A 17,235-nucleotide genomic window follows, 5' to 3' on the forward strand; every position below is an offset into this window, starting at 1 on the left:
TTCGTTCTTGAATAGTTGCTATTGGGTTTTTGAGTGAACGTTGCACCTAGCAGGCATAATCATCTAAGAACGAGATAAATGTGCTGGTTATGTGCAAGGTTTACGGGAGAATAGTTATAATTTTTCTTTTTTATTTTAAATTAATCTCTACATTTGGGCCATGCCGAACCCCATCCGTTTAGGCAGTCTTTCACCTTCGAATTTTCAAATCAACTCCTAGTACATGCATTTACGCTACGCACACTTCTCTTTAAACAGTCACCAACCCTCCTTCACCAACTCCACATGAAAAAGCTTCTTCTACTCGCGGGTCTGGCATTCGGAATTCAGTTGGCCGTACGGGCTTCTGATCCGGAGAACGAAACCCCCAATGGCCTGAATTCGCGCGCTACGGCGCTTACGCGGGCCATGGCTGGGAAAATTCGCCTCGACGAAGGCCAGTATGTAAAGCTGAAGCAATTGAACCTGCGCATGCTCTCTACCATGGACGACCTGAAAGAACGCTTTGCTGCCGATCCGGAAATCCGGGATGCGCGCATGGCCGAAGCCCAGGTGAGCTACAACATGGAGCTAGCCCTTATGCTACGCCCAGCGCAGCTCACGGCCATGCAAAAAAGCCAGGAGAATATGACCGCCCTAGGTTCAATCAGCCAACAATAAACTAGGCAGGAGGGCTCCGCCACGCTCACAGGCGGAGCCACCTTCCGAATTTCTTTCAGACTTCACAAACCCAGTTCAACTCCACCGTTATGAAAAAGCTGTTCTACCTACTCGCTTTCGCTCTGCCGCTTTGCTTTGCCCAAGTTGCTACAGCCGCTGATGATGCCTCGCTGAATGGCCGTGCAACCAAGCTCACGCGCCAATTGGCCGAGAAAGTGCCGCTGAACGAAGCCCAGTTTGTAAAGGTGCGTCGCCTCAACCTCGATATGCTTTCGGCAACGCAAAGCCTTAAAGAGAAATTTGCCGCCGACCCCGCCCAGCTCGACATTGCTTTGGCCGAGCTGCAAGATCGTTACGAGTGGGACATGGCTTCCATTCTGTGGCCGCGTCAAATGGTTGCCTACCGCCAGTCCAAGGCGAACATGACAGCAATGGATAACTCGTCGTCGAGCCGCTAGTACCCACCGGCCCAAACGCAAAAACGCCAGCCTTTTCGGGCTGGCGTTTCTGTTTGTAGAGAGTAGGTGGTAGCTAGGCGCGCTCGGTCAGCGGCACGTAGTTACGCTCTTTCTCACCCACGTAAATCTGACGCGGACGGCCGATCGGCTCTTTGTTTTCGCGCATTTCTTTCCACTGGGCAATCCAGCCGGGGAGGCGGCCCATGGCAAACATCACCGTGAACATTTCCGTCGGAATGCCGATGGCTTTGTAGATGATGCCCGAGTAGAAGTCTACGTTCGGGTAGAGCTTGCGCTTGATGAAGTACTCATCGGTTAGGGCGGCCTGCTCCAACTCCTTGGCAATCTTCAGCAGGGGGCTGTCTTCCAGACCTAGGGCGGTCAGAACTTCGTCGGCAGCCTTCTTGATGATGGTAGCGCGCGGATCGAAGTTTTTGTACACGCGGTGACCGAAGCCCATCAGGCGGAACGAATCGTTCGGGTCTTTGGCTTTGTCGACCCATTTCTGGGTGTTGCCGCCGTCCTTTTGGATTTCTTCCAGCATTTCGATAACCTCTTGGTTGGCACCGCCGTGCAGCGGGCCCCACAGGGCGCAGATACCAGCTGAAACCGACGAGTACAGCGAAGCGTTGGCCGAGCCCACCATGCGCACCGTCGAGGTCGAGCAGTTTTGCTCGTGGTCGGCGTGCAGGATCAGTAGCTTATTGAGGGCGCTGGTTACCACCGGGTTGACTTCGTAGTCTTCCGTCGGGAAAGCGAACATCATGTGCAGGAAGTTCGACACGTAGTCGAGCTTGTTCTTGGGGTAGTTTACCGGGTGGCCTACCGAATTTTTATACGACCACGCTGCCAGCGTCGAGATTTTAGCAATCAGACGCTTGATGTTCAGGTTTACTTCATCTTGGCTCTGGTTCGGGTCGAGCGACTCGGGGTAGAACGCCGTAAGTGCCGAAACCAGCGACGACAGCACGCCCATGGGGTGTGCACCCGAGGGGAAACCGTCGAAAATCTTGCGCACGTCCTCATGAACGAGGGTGTGGCGCATGATTTGGCTGTTGAAGTCGTTGAGTTCCTGCGCGCTCGGCAGTTTGCCGTAGATCAGCAGGTAGGCCACTTCCATGAACGTAGACTGCTCGGCCAACTGCTCGATGGGGTAGCCGCGGTAGCGCAGAATGCCTTCTTCGCCGTCGAGGAAAGTGATGGCACTTTTGGTAGCGCCGGTGTTCTTATAGCCCGAGTCCAGCGTGACGTAGCCCGATTGGTCGCGGAGCTTGTTGATGTCGATTGCTTTTTCGTTCTCGGAGCCTTCCACGACCGGCAGCTGATAGGTTTGGCCGTCGAGGATGATTTCAGCAGTTTCTGCCATTACAAACAGATTAGTGGACAGGAGTGGGTGCGTACAAAGGCGAAGTACGCAATTAGGCTGTTGTCGTACAACCCAAAGATGTAATTGCACGCGGCCACGTGTAGTACAAATAAAGCTGCCGGGTTGTTTCCTATTGAAAGCCAAGCAGAACCTAGCGCGAATTGGCTGCCGGATTAAAATTATTTAAGCCACAATGGTGCGTTGCTGAACACCGCCAGCGGACCTCAACCGCCCCCTTCGCGGCATATATGGCCCTCAGCTGCGCAACAGCGTATGAGCCGGTACAATTGCTTGTTGCACTATCCAACCCCCGTACGTTTATGAAGTACAACCACCTAGGCAAATCCGAGCTGCAGGCAAGCGAAATTGGGTTTGGGTGCATGTCGCTTGGCTTGGAGCAGGCGCACACCTCACGGTTGCTGCGCTTCGCCTTCGATCAGGGCATCAATTACTTTGATACGGCCGATTTGTATGACAAAGGCCAAAACGAAACCGCTGTTGGAGCTGCCTTGCGGGAAGTGCGCCAACAAGTAATCATAGCCACCAAAGTGGGCAACCAGTGGCGGCCCGATGGCAGCGGCTGGGACTGGAACCCGCGCAAGGCGTACATTCTGGAAGCCGTTGAGCAAAGCCTCCGCCGCTTGCAAACCGACTACATCGACCTGTATCAACTACACGGCGGCACCCTCGACGACCCCATTGACGAGGTAATTGAAGCTTTCGACTTGTTGCAACAGCAAGGCAAAATCCGCTGCTACGGCATTTCGTCCATCAGGCCCAATGTTATTCGCGCTTATGCCGAGCGCTCCAAGGCCGTCAGCGTAATGATGCAGTACAGCCTGCTCGACCGCCGTCCCGAGGAAACGTGCCTGCAGCTCTTGGAGCACAACCAGATAAGTGTGTTGGCTAGGGGTAGCCTTGCCCAAGGCTTGTTGCTTGGCAAAGAATCCAAATCGTACCTAGGGCATTCGGCCGGACAAGTAGCCAAAGTGGCAGCGGCAGTTAAGGCAGTAGCCAGCCCTGGCCGAAGTGCGGCTGGTGTAGCTGCACGCTTTGTGCTGCAGCAGCAAGCGGTAACTTCGGCGGTAATTGGCATTCGTACGGAGGCACATTTGCGCGAAGCTTTGGCCACCAGCAGCATGGCCCCACTTACCCCTGACGAGTTGGCCGCTTTGCGCGTAGCAGCGCCTGCGCTGTTGTACGAGCAGCACCGCTAACGCACCTAGGGCCGCTGCTTATTTGCCGATGCAAAAGCGGGTGAAGATGCTGCCCAGCAGGTCGTCGGTGCTGATGTCGCCGGTGATTTCGCCCAGGGCTGCCAAGGCACGGCGCAGGTCGGAGGCAACGAGCTCGGTGCCCAGCCCGTGCTGCAAGCCGTACTGCACAGCACCTAGGGCCTCAAGCGCAACCTCGAGCGAGCGAGCATGGCGCAAGTTGGTTACAATGGTAGCGGCACCGGCATCGAGGCCTTCGCGGCGCACAGTGGCCAACAGGCGTTGGCGGAGCGCCTCGAGGCCATCGTGGCTGGCAGCCGACAAGAGCAGCATCTCGGGGTAAGTCGCCTGCATGGCAGCCACGGGGGCGGCGGGTGCTTCGTCGAGCTTGTTACCAACGAGCAGCAGGTGGGCACCAGCGGGAAGCGGCAGTGCGGCTATATCGGCAGCCACCTCGGCCGGCGTGGCAGTTGCCAGATCGAACAGGTACAGCACCACGGCGGCTTGCTGCACGCGTTGGCGGGTGCGCTCCACACCAATGGCCTCAACGGTGTCGGTGGTTTCGCGAAGACCGGCGGTATCCACAAACCGGATTTTGATGCCCTCAAGGCTTACTTCATCCTCGATGAAGTCGCGCGTGGTGCCCGGAATGGCCGATACGATGGCGCGCTCCTCGTTGAGCAGCGCGTTGAGCAGGGTACTTTTGCCGGCGTTCGGCCGGCCGGCAATTACCGTGGTTACGCCGTTCTTGATGACGTTGCCCAACTCAAACGAGCGCAGCAGCTTCTGCACCAACGTTTGCACCTCCGTTAGCAGGCGCTGCAAACCGGTGCGGTCGGCAAACTCCACGTCTTCTTCGCCGAAGTCGAGTTCCAGCTCCAGCAAAGCGGCAAAGTCAATCAGGCGCTGGCGCAAGTCTTTTAGCTCGCGCGAAAAGCCGCCGCGCATCTGATTCATGGCCACGCGGTGCTGCAGCGCCGAGTCGGCGGCAATCAGGTCGGCAACGGCTTCGGCCTGGGCAAGATCGAGGGCTCCGTGCAGAAAGGCGCGTTTGGTAAACTCGCCCGGCTCGGCCAGGCGGGCCCCGCGGCGCACCAGCAAGGCCAGCAGCTCGCGCACGATGTAGTCGGAGCCGTGGGTGCTGATTTCGATTACATCTTCGCGGGTGTAAGAATGCGGCCCTCGGAAAAGGCTCACTACCACCTCATCGAGCAGGCGCTCGGCATCCCGAATGGTGCCGTAATGCAAGGTGTGCCCCAGTTGATCGGTGAGCTTCTTGCCCCGAAAAACTTCATCGGTAATGCTGATGGCAGCTGGGCCGGAAAGGCGGATGACGGCAATGGCACCGGCGCCAGGCGGCGTAGAAAGCGCAACGATGGTATCGGAAAGAGCAGGTGGCAGCACGGCGGAAGCAGGAATAATCGGACCTGAAGAAAAGCTAAGCCGTAACGTAAAGGTTGCGGCTTACCTCGGCTGATATTTGAATTTTTGGTGCTTGGTTAATGCTAATTTCTAACGAGTTGTCGAAGGATATTTTATCCAGTACTTTAACCTCGCATCCCAGGCCCAAGCCTACTTTGTTGAGGTACTGCAGAAAGGGCTGGGAGGTATTCTTCACAGCTACGAGCAATCCACTTTGCCCCGACTGCAGCTCCGACAGCAGCAGGTGTTGGGGGCGGTGCATCTCGCCGTCCTCGCGCGGAATAGGGTCGCCGTGCGGATCGACTTGCGGAAACCCCAGAAACTGATCGAGGCGGCGCACCAGCAGCGGCGAGCTGATGTGTTCCATTTCCTCGGCTACTTCGTGCACCTCGTCCCAGGCAAAGCCCAGCTTCTGCACCAAAAACACTTCCCACAAACGGTGCTTGCGAATGGTAAGCAAGGCCAGCCGTTTGCCTTCGGGCGTAAGCAGTACCCCGCGGTAGCGTTGGTAGCTCAGCAAGCCTTTATCACCTAGGCGACGCAGCATATCGGTAACCGAGGCCGGGCGAGTGTGCAGCACCTCGGCAATGCGGTTGGTGCTTACTTCGGCGCCGGGCTCAGCTTCAGAAAGCTTGTAGATGGCCTTTAGGTAGTTTTCCTCGGTGTGGCTAGGCAAGGCTTTGGGTATTCTGGATTGAGAATAACGAGCTCTGGAGTAAGTCAGCGGAACTCGGGGCAAAGGTCCCAAAAAAAAGCGAGGCTGGCATAATGCGCCAGCCTCGCTTGCAAGTCTGCTGAATTAGCCCTTCAACTGTTAAGCCTTACCACTTAATAAGCGCCGAAGCCCACGTAAAGCCCGAGCCGAAAGCGGCCAAGCACACCAGGTCGCCGCGCTTGATGCGGCCGGCCTGCAGGGCTTCACTCAGGGCCAGCGGTACCGAAGCGGCAGTGGTGTTGCCATAACGCTGAATGTTGCTGAATACCTTGTCTTCGCCCAAGCCCATTTTCTGGCCCACGTACTGCGTAATGCGCAGGTTGGCTTGGTGCGGAATCAGCTGGTCGATATCAGAAGGCTGGTAGCCGTTGGCATTTAAGGCTTCCATAATTACCTCCGGGAAGCGCGTTACAGCGTGCTTGAACACGGTGTTGCCGTTCATGTAGGGGTACATGGCTTCGGGTTTGTCGAGCACCACTTGCACGCGGTTATCCTTATTCGAGCCAGGCTCCACGGTAATCAGCTCCTCGGCAAACTCGCCCTGCGCGTGCAGGTGCGTGCTCAGGATACCGTGGCCCTCGCGGGTGCTGGGGCGCAGCACAGCGGCACCGGCACCATCGCCGAAAATTACCGATACACCGCGGCCGCGGGTGCTTTTGTCGAGGCCCGACGAGTGGATTTCGGAGCCTACTACTAGCACGGTGTCGTACATGCCGGTTTTGATGAACTGATCGGCAACTGACAAGGCGTAGATGAAGCCCGAACACTGGTTGCGCACGTCGATGGCCGGGATGTTCTCCTTAATGCCCAACTCGCGCTGCAGCAGCACGCCCGAGCCCGGGAAAACGTAGTCGGGCGAAAGGGTAGCAAACACGATCAGCTGCACGTCTTCGGCTGTGATGCCAGCTTGCTCCAGGGCCATGCGCGAGGCGTTGGCGCCCATGTTGGCGGTGGTGTCTTCGCCTTCGTTAAACCAGCGGCGCTGTTGGATTCCGGTGCGTTCCTGAATCCACGCGTCGGTGGTTTCCATCATTTGTTCGAGGTCGGCGTTGGTAACTACGCGGGAGGGTACGTAGTGGCCTACACCGGCAATTTCAGAGCTACGGAGTTGGGGCATGATGATGGGGGTGTGGTATGAGGTCGGGGCGGGAAAAACAGGCAAAAAAGGCGTCAAAGATAACAACTAGTGTTGCGCTTACAACGCAGCGCCTAGGTGGCTAGTTGCCGCTGGGGGTGGCGGCAGGCCAGCAGCTACGGTGGCAAGCAAACGCGGAGCTTCGGTCTGCCACATAGCCTCGGCCACTGGCCCAGCTGGGTAGTACTTTTCGCTGATCAGCTCGGTTGCCAGTTCAGTGAGCTGTGCGGCGGTAAGCGCTTCGCCAAAAGGTACTACAAGCCCCGCCGAATGTCGATGTATTTCAGCGTGCCACAACTGGTTGGGCGGTATCAATACGGGTAGGCAGTTTGCCATGTACTCGTAAAGCTTGGTAGGTATGCACCGCCAAGAGCTAGGGTGCGGCTGATAGGGTAGCAGCCCTAGGTGGTGCTGGCCATTGGCAGCTATAATAGCGGTGTGCGCTACGGGCTCGGCACCACCAACCAAGGTAAGCCAACTGCTATTGGCTGCCACGATTTGCTGCAGCCGGTACAATTCCTGGGGTTGTTGGCAGTAGCCCATTACGGTAAGCTGCAGCTTGGGCCAAGCCCCTCGGAGTTGATCGGCAAACCTAATGGCTTCGAACACGCCGGTAAGGGCCGAAAGTGTACCCGAGAATAACAACCGCAGCGGCTGCTCCCTCGGTGGTAAGCTCACGGGCCAATCCTTTGCTGCTGACTGATCAGTGCCAGGCGGCGCTACGTACTTGTTTTCGAGCACCACGGTGCGCTGCGGGGGCAAGTACTGGAGCTCCTCGGCGTAGCTGCGCTCAGCTAGCAGCACGGCGGCGGCGCGGCGAACGGCGGCCTTTTCGATGAACGCAACGCCCGCGGCCAGGAGGCGTTTCAGCCCCCCGCGATATACGTGCTGCGTGCGGATGTTGAGCGCGTAGTTTTCGCGCACATCATATATGAAGCTACGGCCAGCGCCGAGCCAACGCCAGAGCAACGTAGCCGGCAGCAGCTCGGGCGCGTGCACCACCACCAAGTCCGGGCGCAGCTGCCGTAAAAGCTGCCAGTAGCGCCACTGTGCTGCCAACCTACCCAGGGAAAGGCGGTAGCCGCTGAAGAGCGGGTGCAGTTGAATGCCCTCGGGCGGCGGCGTACCTAGCTTGCTGGCGCGGCCGGCAATGTGCACCTCGTACCCCGCCTCGGCCAGGGTGCGCCCGAACTTCTCGTACATGCGCGTATCGTCGACGGGCTTGAGCACCGAAGCCAATAAAATGACGGGAGTAAGGCGCGAAGGGGGATGCACAAGGTCAAACCTACTACTTTCGCGCGGCCGCATGAAACCTGCGGCCGCTTAACTCTCCTTTGGACTCATCATGACCGACACTCATTCTCTTATCGAAGCCGCTTGGAACGACCGCAGCCTACTGCAAGATGCGACCACGCAAGAGGCCATTCGTACCGTAATTGAACACCTCGACCGCGGCCAGCTGCGCGTGGCCGAACCCAAGGAAGACGGCACCTGGCAGGTAAACGACTGGGTTAAAAAGGCCGTTATTCTGTACTTCCCGCTGCAGCAAATGCAAACCACCGAGTTGGGCATCTTCGAGTTTCACGACAAGATGAAACTCAAGACCAACTACGCTCAGCAGCAAGTGCGCGTGGTGCCCCCGGCCGTGGCCCGGTACGGTGCGTTCTTGGCGCCCGGCGTAATCATGATGCCCTCGTACGTGAACATCGGTGCCTACGTGGGCGAAGGTACTATGGTAGATACCTGGGCTACCGTGGGCTCGTGCGCGCAAGTAGGTTCGCACGTGCACCTGTCGGGTGGGGTAGGCCTAGGTGGCGTACTCGAGCCGGTGCAGGCTGCGCCAGTTATTGTCGAAGACGGTGCCTTCATCGGTTCACGTTGCATCCTGGTTGAAGGCTGCCACATCGGCAAAGAGGCCGTAATCGGTGCAGGCGTAACCATCACGGGCAGCACCCGCATTATTGATGTGAGCACGCCCGAGGGCAAGGAATACCGCGGCTACGTACCGCCGCGCTCGGTGGTAATTCCCGGCTCGTTGCCCAAGCAGTTCCCGGCCGGCGAGTTCCACGTGCCCTGCGCGCTCATTATTGGCCAGCGCAAGCCCAGCACCGACCTCAAGACTTCGCTCAACGACGCGCTGCGCGAGCACAACGTAGCGGTGTAGTATCAGCTGCTCTTAAGTAAAAAGCCCGGCCTAGGTGGTCGGGCTTTTTTGTTGGAAACAGGGAAGGGGCTACTTGAAGTGTTCTTCCAGTTCCTCCTTCCAAATGGCAATAAACGGTTCTTTGTCGTCAGTGAGGTAAGCGCAGCGGAACACATTGGTGTTCGACTCAATGGCGACGTTGCCTTCGGGGTCGACGGCAATGATGCCCCGGTCGCCGGCGAGCTTGTCGGCGTACATCTCCACGGCAGCCTGAGCAGCTTTGGTGATGGTCATTTTTTTGTATTTGCGAAGTGCGTACACTTCGTGCGCTACGCTAGCCAGCATGATGATTTCGCCGTCGCCGGTGCAAGACACGGAGCAAACTTCGTTGTTGGCGTAAGCGCCGCCGCCGAAGATGCAACTGTCGCCTACGCGGCCGCGCAGCTTGCCTTCGATGCCACCGGTGGAGGTAGCCGAGGCTAAGTTGCCGTGCATGTCCAGTGCCACGGCACCTACAGTGTCGTGCTTGTTTGCGTGTTCTACCTCGGCTTCTTGCAAAATCTCCATCCACTCTTGCCGTTGCTCGTCGGTTTTGAAGTAATTGGGGTCTTGCAACGTTAAGCCCTGCGACAACGCAAACTCCTGCGCGCCTTCGGCGGTCAGGAAAGAGTGCTTACACTTCTCCATCACGGTGCGGGCCAGGCTTACCGGGTTACGCACCAGTTTAAGTCCGCTAACCGCGCCTCCGCGCAAGGTGGCGCCATCCATTATAGCGGCTTCGGTTTCAACTTCGCCGTTGATGTTGAACATGCCGCCCCGGCCCGCATTGAAGAGGCGGTTGTCCTCCATGCTTTTTACGGCTGCCTCAACGGCATCGAGCGCGTGGCCGCCGCGTTCCAGAATCTCATAGCCGGCCATCAGCGCTGTTTTCAGGCCTTTCTTCAGTTGTTCTTCTTTTTCGGGCGGGATGGTAGCCGGATCGGTGTTAACAGCTCCGCCATGAATAATAAGCACGCATTTGCCCATGCTCGGTAAGTATTAAAGGGTGCGGTGACTAGCGGTGTGGGTGCAATGCGGCCACGTGTGTTACGGAAGGCTGTGGGCAGGGTTTGGGCGAAGGTTCACCTAGGACAAAGCAGGGCTAAGGTAAAGGCACAAAAAAGCCTGGCACTGGACCAGGCTTTGTGTAGGGCTGCGGATGCTAGCGTTTGGCTTCGGCCTTAAGCTTATCGCCGAACACCTGCCGAACTTTGTCCACCTTGGGTTTCACCACAAACTGGCAGTAAGGCTGCTGCATGTTCTGGTTGTAGTAATCCTGGTGGTAGTTCTCGGCGGCATAGAAGGTAGGCGCAGCCTGAATTTCGGTTACCACGGGCTTGCCAAACGCGTTGGCTTCGTTCAGCTTCTTTTTGTATCCTTCGGCCAGGCGCTTCTGCTCATCGTTGTGGTAAAAGACCACCGAGCGGTACTGCGTACCTACGTCGTTGCCCTGGCGGTTGAGGGTCGTCGGGTCGTGGGTTTTCCAGAAGATTTCGAGCAGCTCGTCATACGTGATTTTGCTGGGGTCGAAGGTAAGCTGAATTACTTCGGCGTGCCCCGTGAGGCCTGAGCACACCTCTTTATAAGTAGGGTTGGCAATGCGGCCCCCGGCGTAGCCCGATACCACTTTTTCAACACCATCCAGGTCCTGAAAAACAGCTTCGACGCACCAGAAGCAGCCGGCGCCAAACGTTGCAAGTTCCATTCGTTTTGCTGATTGTGAAGTAGATTTTGCTTGCCCCATTGCGCCAATGGCTAAGCCAAGCAGCAAGGGCAGCACAAGCATGTAGCGTTGCATACGTACATAAGCCAAAACACGGCGCGAAAGTTTGCGAAGCATAAAGAGTCGGCAATTTGGGCTTACCTACGAGGTGCCCCAGGACCTAGCTTTACTACTACTTAAAAAAAGCGGACCAAAGCCGCAGCCTTGGTCCGCCAACAAACAAGCCTCGGGCGTGGCCTACTTCGCGAAGCGCGGAGCAACTACCAACTCTTTGGAGCCCGGCGTGTAGGTGTAAAAGCCTTCGCCCGATTTCACACCTAGGCGCCCGGCCATTACCATGTTCACGAGCAGGGGGCAAGGAGCATACTTGGGGTTGCCCAAGCCTTCGTGCAGCACGCGCAGAATAGCCAGGCAAACATCCAAACCAATAAAGTCGGCGAGTTGCAGTGGGCCCATGGGGTGTGCCATGCCGAGCTTCATTACGGTGTCGATTTCCTCTACGCCGGCTACACCTTCAAACAGCGAGTAGATGGCCTCGTTGATCATGGGCATCAGAATGCGGTTGGCCACAAAGCCGGGGTAGTCGTTTACCTCGGTGGGCACCTTCTGCAGCTGGCGCGAAAGCTCCATGATTTGCTGCGTTACCTCGTCGGAGGTGGCGTAGCCGCGGATAACCTCAACCAGTTTCATTACCGGCACCGGGTTCATAAAGTGCATGCCAATTACCTTATCGGGACGCTTGGTAGCGGCGGCAATTTTGGTGATGCTGATGGAGCTGGTATTCGAGGCCAGAATGCATTCGGCCGGGGTAAGCTCGTCGAGCTGCCGAAACAAATCCAGCTTGATGGTTATGTTTTCGGTAGCGGCCTCTACTACCAAGCCAGCCTCGCGTACGCCCTCGGCCAGCGAGGTGCTGGGCCGCAGCCGACCTAGGGTAGCGGTTTTGTCGTCTTCCGTCAGCGAGCCTTTGCTTACCTGGCGGTCGAGGTTTTTGGTAATCGTTAGGATGGCCTTATCGAGGGCAGCCTGATTGATATCGATTAGGGTAACGGGGAAACCATACTGGGCAAATACGTGGGCAATGCCATTGCCCATGGTGCCCGAGCCAATAACGGCAACGTTCAGCATGTGGTGGGATGTAGGGGTGATGAGCGTAATGGAAGGCGCCGCTTGCCGCGGCGAATGGGCAAAGCTAACCTAAACCATTGGGCTGCCCAAGCCGCATTGCAGCGCCCTAGGGCAGTTTAATGCGCCTAAACAGCAGACAACAACGAAAGTTTTTGTTCAGGCAATCAATTACATACATAGATGTATGCCTATATTTTTTATTATTTTTTGCTTGTCCTTATATCCTTTTGCATAACCCCGCGTAAAAACCTGCAGAACGCCTCGCCGACCAAACATCAAACAGGATGTAACCGGGGCGGCGACATTTCGTTCTCTTCCACACCTCTCACCTAAACCTTCCCCCAACCATGGGCAACCTCCTGTATATCATTGCCGTCGTCCTGATTATTATCTGGCTACTCGGCTTCATCGGTTTCGACAGCTTCGGATTGGGTAACCTCATCCACATCCTGCTGGTAATTGCCATCATTGCCATTATCCTGCGTCTCATACGCGGCGGACGGGTCGTCTAACCCGCTGCTTAGTTGAGTCTGAAAAACCGAAAAGGCTGCCCCCGTTTGGGAGCAGCCTTTTTTCGTATGCGGCACCTAGGGCTATTTGCCTAGGTCGAAGAGGAAGCTGAAGCGGATAACGGGCTGGCCGTAGATATTCGCTTCGAGGCCGTCGTTGAAGTTGTAAAGCACCGCAATATCACCCGCGGCCCGGTCGCCGAACTGCTGCCGGTAGCCGATGCCAGCTAAAGGCGTCTTTACCGTGGTTTCCACCTTATTTACATACACGGTGTTGCCTACCACGTAGTCGCCGATCAGCTCGGCGCGCGTTACCTCGTATTCGGCGTGTACGAAGAACTGCTTGAACACAATTACCTGCCCAAAGATTTTACCGCCAATGTTGTGGCCCGAAACGTTGCGTGGGTCGCCTGGGCTGGCCACGCGCTTAGGTATGGAGTAGTTGTTGAAGGAGTACACAACCCCCGGCCCGATGGCAATGCGCGGCGTGATGCGGTAGCCAATGGCAGGCGAGGCACCAACATTAAATACGGTACCACCTAGGGCGTTGGAGTTCAAACCCAGGCTGAAGTTGGTGTAGAGGAAGTACTTGCTCGGCTCGCGCTTTTGCTCCAGCGTAGCGCCGGGCACCGCGCCACTGCTCGGCAGAGTTTGGGCCGGGCGGCCATCGTCATCAATACCACCACGGGGAGAAGCAGGCGCAGTGGTGGGGGCTTGCTGCACCGGCTGCTGCGTAGGTGCCGGCGTGCCAGGTAGCGGCTGCGCGGGGCGGCCGTCGTCGTCGATCCCGCCGCGCGGGTTGGCGGGGGTAGCAGGCGGAGCTTGCTGAGCCGGCTGTTGTTGCTGCGGCTGCTGCAAAACGGGCGCCGGTTGCGTAGTGCGGGTGGGCTGTTGCGGCCGGGGCGGGGCCATGGGCGGCCCGGTGGGCAACTGCGGCTTTACGTACGTGCTATCGGTGCGTTGGGCGTGGGCATCGGGCCTTGGGGCCAACAGCCCGGCGGCACCTAGGGCCGCCGCCAGCAGAAAACGCTTCATATGAAGAGTAGTAGAAGGACTTATTGCGTGAAGAAACAAAAAGGCCGCGGATCGTTGCATCCGCGGCCTTCGCAAACGTTAGGCGCCTACCGTTTGGTACATGCGTTGGCGTTGGGCCTTGATGGTTTCATCGGCCAGGTATTCTTCGTACGACATCCGCTTGTCAATGATTCCATCGGGCGTCAATTCGATGATGCGATTGGCAATGGTGTCAATGAATTGCAAGTCGTGCGAAGCAAACAGCATGGTGCCGTTGAAGTCGCGAAGCGAGTTGTTCAGGGCTGTAATGCTTTCTAGGTCGAGGTGGTTCGTCGGGTCATCCAGCACCAGCACGTTGCCCGATTCCATCATCATCTTCGACAGCATGCAGCGCACCTTCTCGCCACCGCTCAGCACATTCGATTTCTTCTGCGACTCTTCGCCCGAAAACAGCATGCGGCCCAGGAAGCCCCGGATAAACGATTCGTCTTTCTCTACGGAGTACTGACGCAGCCAGTCCACCAAGTTCAAATCAGTGTTGAAGAACTCGGTGTTCTCTTTGGGGAAGTACGACGGCGTGATGGTAGTGCCCCACTTAACGGAGCCCGATTCGGGCTTGGTTTGCTCGAACAGGATATTGAACAGGAAGGAAGCGGCGCGGTCGTCGCGGCTTACGATGGCAACCTTGTCTTTCTTATCGAGCGTGAAGGACACGTTGCGGAAGATCACCTCACCATCAACCGAAGCTGAGAGGTTCTCAACCGTCAGGAGTTGGTTACCGGCCTCGCGCTCCGATTTGAAGGCGATGTACGGGTACTTGCGCGAAGACGGCTTGATGTCTTCGATGGTCAGCTTCTGAAGCAGCTTCTGGCGCGAGGTAGCCTGCTTCGACTTTGAAGCGTTGGCCGAGAAGCGCCGCACGAATTCTTCCAACTCCTTGCGCTTGTCCTCGGTCTTCTTGTTGGCCTCCTGGCGCTGGCGCAAAGCCAGCTGCGACGACTCGTACCAGAACGAGTAGTTGCCCGGGTACATGGTGATTTTCGAGAAGTCGAGGTCGGCCATGTAGTTACACACAGCGTCGAGGAAGTGACGGTCGTGGCTAACTACAATAACGGTGTTCTGGAAGCTGTCGAGGAAGTTCTCGAGCCACAGCACGGTTTCGGCATCAAGGCCGTTGGTCGGTTCGTCGAGCAGTAGCACATCGGGGTTGCCAAATAGTGCCTGGGCAAGCAGCACGCGCACCTTGTCGGAGGTGCCTAGGTCGCCCATCGTGGTGTAGTGCTTGTCTTCCGAAATGCCAAGGCCCGAAAGCAGCTCGGCGGCTTCGTACTCAGCATTCCAGCCTTCGAGGTCGGCAAACTCGCCTTCCAGCACGGCTGCCCGCTCGCCATCGGCATCGGAGAAATCAGCCTTGGCATAGATGGCATCCTTTTCCTCCATCACTTTCCAAAGGCGCTGGTGGCCCATGATTACGGTCTGGAGTACGGGGTGCTGGTCGTACGCAAACTGGTCCTGCTTCAGTACCGACAAGCGGGCACCGGCAGGCATGTCAACCGAGCCGGTGTTCGGCTCAATCTCGCCCGACAGGATCTTGAGGAATGTGGATTTGCCCGCCCCGTTGGCCCCAATAAGGCCATACACGTTGCCGGGCATGAACTTAATGGTGACGTCTTCGAATAACACGCGCTTACCGTAGCGCAGGCTGACGTTGGTAGTACTGATCATGCAAATTGAGTAGCAGAGTGGGGGGCGGACCGGCGCCGAAAAATCGCGCAAAGGTAGCTAAAAAATAGCCTCCTCTATTGGTCCGAGCTGTTGTTAAACACCAAAGTATGACTAAAAAATCCCTAAAGCGAAAACTTCATTATCAGCTATTTGCAACAAAAAACCGGGCGAAAAAGTCGACAGTACCATAACCGCGGGCTGGGATTAGCAGTATTATGAAAGCAAAGCACCCAACCTGGCGTAGTGTGGTGAGTACCACTCCACTAAGCAGAGGTTTCCCTTCTCTAACAACTAAAACTACCTGCCTTATGGCTGACGCCCTTCTTTCTCCCGAACGCAACGCAATCCGTTATGGCATTTTCTCGGCCATTGGCATGAGCATCTATCTGGTAATTGCTTCGCTATTTGGCTTTGCGTCCAACATGAGCTACAGCTGGCTAAACCAACTGGTGCTAGTGATTGGTATTTGTATGTCAATCGCGCATTTCAAACGTGTACGCCACGACCGCATGCCCTATCTGCAAGGTTTTGGAACCGGCATCATGACGGGCATTGTGGGTTCGGTGCTGTTCGCGCTCTTCTTCGTTATTTACGTTGCGCTGTTTCCTAACCTGATGGAAGAGTTGCGCGAGGAACAGCTCTTCGGCTTTGATCTGTCGGTAACCATTGCCTTTCTGGCCATTGTGCTGCAAGGTTCGTGGGGCGGCATGATTATTTCGTTGGTGGCGATGCAATACTTTAAAAGCCCCGACCACAAGCCCCTGCAGCACATTGAGTAGCCTTTTGATGCTTACTAATACCAAGCCCCGCCGCCAGGCGGGGCTTTTTTGTTTTGAAAGGCTCCTTAAAACTCATCCATATTTTACTATTCTGGGAACAATGTATTCTAAGAAAAATGTTAATGAAGAGAGTTGTTTTAAAACTTAACAAATATATATTTGGATAAAACATAGCAACTTCTGCATGATTGCTACGTTTTAGGCTCAAATACCTCCTGTTGCTTCCTCCACCATGAAATCATTTTACATCATTGTACTGCTGTGCGCCTTGGCCTGCACAGCCCACGCGCAAATGCGCGACCCTCAGCCCGAGTCGCCCAGCCACGATCCGGTGCTGGTTGAGGCTAACAACCTGACGCGACACATGTCGGAACGCTTGCGTCTGACTGAATCGCAGGTAGTAAAGCTTCGCAGCATCAACCACATCAAGCTGGCCCGCATGGATGAAATTCAGTGGCAATACCACTACGATGCTAACGCCCGCAAAGCCAAGCTGCTCGAACTGGAAGCCCAGTACGAGCAAGAGTGTCAGCGAATTCTGACTCCTTCGCAGATCAGCCTGATGCGCGAAGAACAGCAGCAGCGCGACTCCGTGCCGGCTGATGCCATTCCGACCGAGAACGGGCTCGGCTGATTTAACATCTTTGCTTTTAGCACCGAAACGAAGCGGGCTGCCCAGATGGGCAGCCCGCTTCGTTTCGGTGTTGCTACAACTTGCCCTATTGAGCAGGGCTAATTGCTGCTGGAGCGCTGGGCAGCAACTCTATCACGGTACCCAACGAGCCGAAACGCACCATCAGGCGCCGGCTCTTGGGGGCTGTGCTGCCCGGAGTGCATTGTCCACCGGGCTCTAAGTAGTAGTAGTATACGCGCTGAACTTGCTCCTGTAGCTCTTCTTCGTCGGGGCGACCTAGCAATTCCGATACGGCCCCGATGTGCACACCGTACAGTTCGTCGCGCTGCTCGTAGAGCGTTTTAAAAAGGGCACGCCGCTTGCCATTGCAACCCCGGGCATCCTGCCGCCAAGCCGCAGCATCAAAGCCCGGCAGGGTAGGAGCCGACTGTCCGCAGCTGGCCAACGCCAGCGTGCACGAAAAAAGCAAGAACGTTCGTTGTAACTTCATGGGAACCAGCATGCCCTATCACTAGTTAGGGGGCATTAGTTAGGACAAAACTAGTATTTTTGCTTTCAACGCGTTAGCCAC

At 56.5% G+C, this 17,235-nt stretch carries 18 protein-coding genes; 7 read left to right on the forward strand and 11 right to left on the reverse strand.

Annotated features, from left to right (window positions below; translation table 11 throughout):
* Positions 1-285: 285 nt before the first annotated feature.
* Together ASU33_RS13470 and ASU33_RS13475 are read left to right on the forward strand one after the other, a co-directional pair.
* A complete protein-coding gene (locus ASU33_RS13470) occupies positions 286-660 on the forward strand; it encodes a hypothetical protein (protein ID WP_149867209.1) in 375 nt (124 codons plus the stop codon).
* 89 nt (positions 661-749) lie between these two features.
* Entirely contained in the window at positions 750-1,118 is a 369-nt protein-coding gene (locus ASU33_RS13475; RefSeq protein ID WP_059071339.1) for a hypothetical protein, read from the forward strand.
* 73 nt (positions 1,119-1,191) lie between these two features.
* Here ASU33_RS13475 and ASU33_RS13480 read toward each other — a convergent pair whose 3' ends face one another.
* Positions 1,192-2,484, reverse strand: a complete 1,293-nt coding sequence (locus ASU33_RS13480; protein WP_059071340.1) for a citrate synthase — start codon at positions 2,482-2,484, stop codon at positions 1,192-1,194.
* A gap of 320 nt (positions 2,485-2,804) precedes the next feature.
* Between ASU33_RS13480 and ASU33_RS13485 the strand changes: the two genes are divergently transcribed.
* Positions 2,805-3,701, forward strand: a complete 897-nt coding sequence (locus ASU33_RS13485; protein ID WP_059071341.1) for an aldo/keto reductase — start codon at positions 2,805-2,807, stop codon at positions 3,699-3,701.
* An 18-nt stretch (positions 3,702-3,719) separates the two neighbouring features.
* On the opposite strand, the gene mnmE is transcribed toward ASU33_RS13485, so the two are convergent.
* The 4 genes from mnmE to ASU33_RS13505 form a co-directional block, all read right to left on the reverse strand.
* On the reverse strand, positions 3,720-5,102 hold the full coding sequence (gene mnmE / locus ASU33_RS13490) for a tRNA uridine-5-carboxymethylaminomethyl(34) synthesis GTPase MnmE (RefSeq protein ID WP_059071342.1): 1,383 nt from the start codon (positions 5,100-5,102) through the stop codon (positions 3,720-3,722).
* A gap of 34 nt (positions 5,103-5,136) precedes the next feature.
* Complete coding sequence (locus tag ASU33_RS13495) at positions 5,137-5,796, reverse strand: metal-dependent transcriptional regulator (protein WP_059071343.1); 660 nt, start codon at positions 5,794-5,796, stop codon at positions 5,137-5,139.
* 145 nt (positions 5,797-5,941) lie between these two features.
* A complete protein-coding gene (locus ASU33_RS13500; protein ID WP_059071344.1) occupies positions 5,942-6,952 on the reverse strand; it encodes a 3-oxoacyl-ACP synthase III family protein in 1,011 nt (336 codons plus the stop codon).
* A 78-nt stretch (positions 6,953-7,030) separates the two neighbouring features.
* On the reverse strand, positions 7,031-8,245 hold the full coding sequence (locus ASU33_RS13505; protein ID WP_160328194.1) for a glycosyltransferase: 1,215 nt from the start codon (positions 8,243-8,245) through the stop codon (positions 7,031-7,033).
* Between the two features lie 70 nt (positions 8,246-8,315).
* On the opposite strand from ASU33_RS13505, the gene ASU33_RS13510 reads away from it, so the two are divergent.
* Positions 8,316-9,134 (forward strand): 2,3,4,5-tetrahydropyridine-2,6-dicarboxylate N-succinyltransferase, encoded by an 819-nt coding sequence (locus ASU33_RS13510; protein ID WP_059071346.1) that lies wholly within the window; start codon positions 8,316-8,318, stop codon positions 9,132-9,134.
* A gap of 69 nt (positions 9,135-9,203) precedes the next feature.
* On the opposite strand, the gene ASU33_RS13515 is transcribed toward ASU33_RS13510, so the two are convergent.
* The 3 genes from ASU33_RS13515 to ASU33_RS13525 all read right to left on the reverse strand — a co-directional run bounded on the left by ASU33_RS13515 (position 9,204) and on the right by ASU33_RS13525 (position 12,003).
* Positions 9,204-10,139, reverse strand: a complete 936-nt coding sequence (locus ASU33_RS13515; protein ID WP_059071347.1) for an isoaspartyl peptidase/L-asparaginase family protein — start codon at positions 10,137-10,139, stop codon at positions 9,204-9,206.
* Between the two features lie 175 nt (positions 10,140-10,314).
* Positions 10,315-10,857, reverse strand: coding sequence for a peptide-methionine (S)-S-oxide reductase MsrA (gene msrA, locus ASU33_RS13520; protein ID WP_059071348.1), 543 nt, complete (start codon positions 10,855-10,857; stop codon positions 10,315-10,317).
* A gap of 255 nt (positions 10,858-11,112) precedes the next feature.
* A complete protein-coding gene (locus ASU33_RS13525) occupies positions 11,113-12,003 on the reverse strand; it encodes a 3-hydroxybutyryl-CoA dehydrogenase (RefSeq protein ID WP_059071349.1) in 891 nt (296 codons plus the stop codon).
* A gap of 347 nt (positions 12,004-12,350) precedes the next feature.
* Here ASU33_RS13525 and ASU33_RS21300 point away from each other — a divergent pair, with 347 nt between their 5' ends.
* Complete coding sequence (locus tag ASU33_RS21300; RefSeq protein ID WP_149867210.1) at positions 12,351-12,515, forward strand: lmo0937 family membrane protein; 165 nt, start codon at positions 12,351-12,353, stop codon at positions 12,513-12,515.
* An 81-nt stretch (positions 12,516-12,596) separates the two neighbouring features.
* On the opposite strand, the gene ASU33_RS13530 is transcribed toward ASU33_RS21300, so the two are convergent.
* Together ASU33_RS13530 and ASU33_RS13535 are read right to left on the reverse strand one after the other, a co-directional pair.
* Complete coding sequence (locus tag ASU33_RS13530; RefSeq protein WP_059071350.1) at positions 12,597-13,547, reverse strand: hypothetical protein; 951 nt, start codon at positions 13,545-13,547, stop codon at positions 12,597-12,599.
* Between the two features lie 78 nt (positions 13,548-13,625).
* Complete coding sequence (locus tag ASU33_RS13535) at positions 13,626-15,251, reverse strand: ABC-F family ATP-binding cassette domain-containing protein (RefSeq protein WP_059071351.1); 1,626 nt, start codon at positions 15,249-15,251, stop codon at positions 13,626-13,628.
* Positions 15,252-15,559: 308 nt separating this feature from the next.
* On the opposite strand from ASU33_RS13535, the gene ASU33_RS13540 reads away from it, so the two are divergent.
* On the forward strand, positions 15,560-16,030 hold the full coding sequence (locus tag ASU33_RS13540; RefSeq protein ID WP_059071352.1) for a DUF4199 domain-containing protein: 471 nt from the start codon (positions 15,560-15,562) through the stop codon (positions 16,028-16,030).
* A gap of 232 nt (positions 16,031-16,262) precedes the next feature.
* On the forward strand, positions 16,263-16,664 hold the full coding sequence (locus ASU33_RS13545) for a hypothetical protein (protein WP_059071353.1): 402 nt from the start codon (positions 16,263-16,265) through the stop codon (positions 16,662-16,664).
* A gap of 85 nt (positions 16,665-16,749) precedes the next feature.
* Here ASU33_RS13545 and ASU33_RS13550 read toward each other — a convergent pair whose 3' ends face one another.
* Positions 16,750-17,154: a hypothetical protein gene (locus ASU33_RS13550; protein ID WP_149867212.1), complete on the reverse strand. Its 405-nt coding sequence runs from the start codon at positions 17,152-17,154 to the stop codon at positions 16,750-16,752.
* Positions 17,155-17,235: the final 81 nt, after the last annotated feature.

It is taken from the genome of Solirubrum puertoriconensis (genome assembly GCF_001483135.1).
Classification (GTDB): domain Bacteria; phylum Bacteroidota; class Bacteroidia; order Cytophagales; family Hymenobacteraceae; genus Solirubrum; species Solirubrum puertoriconensis.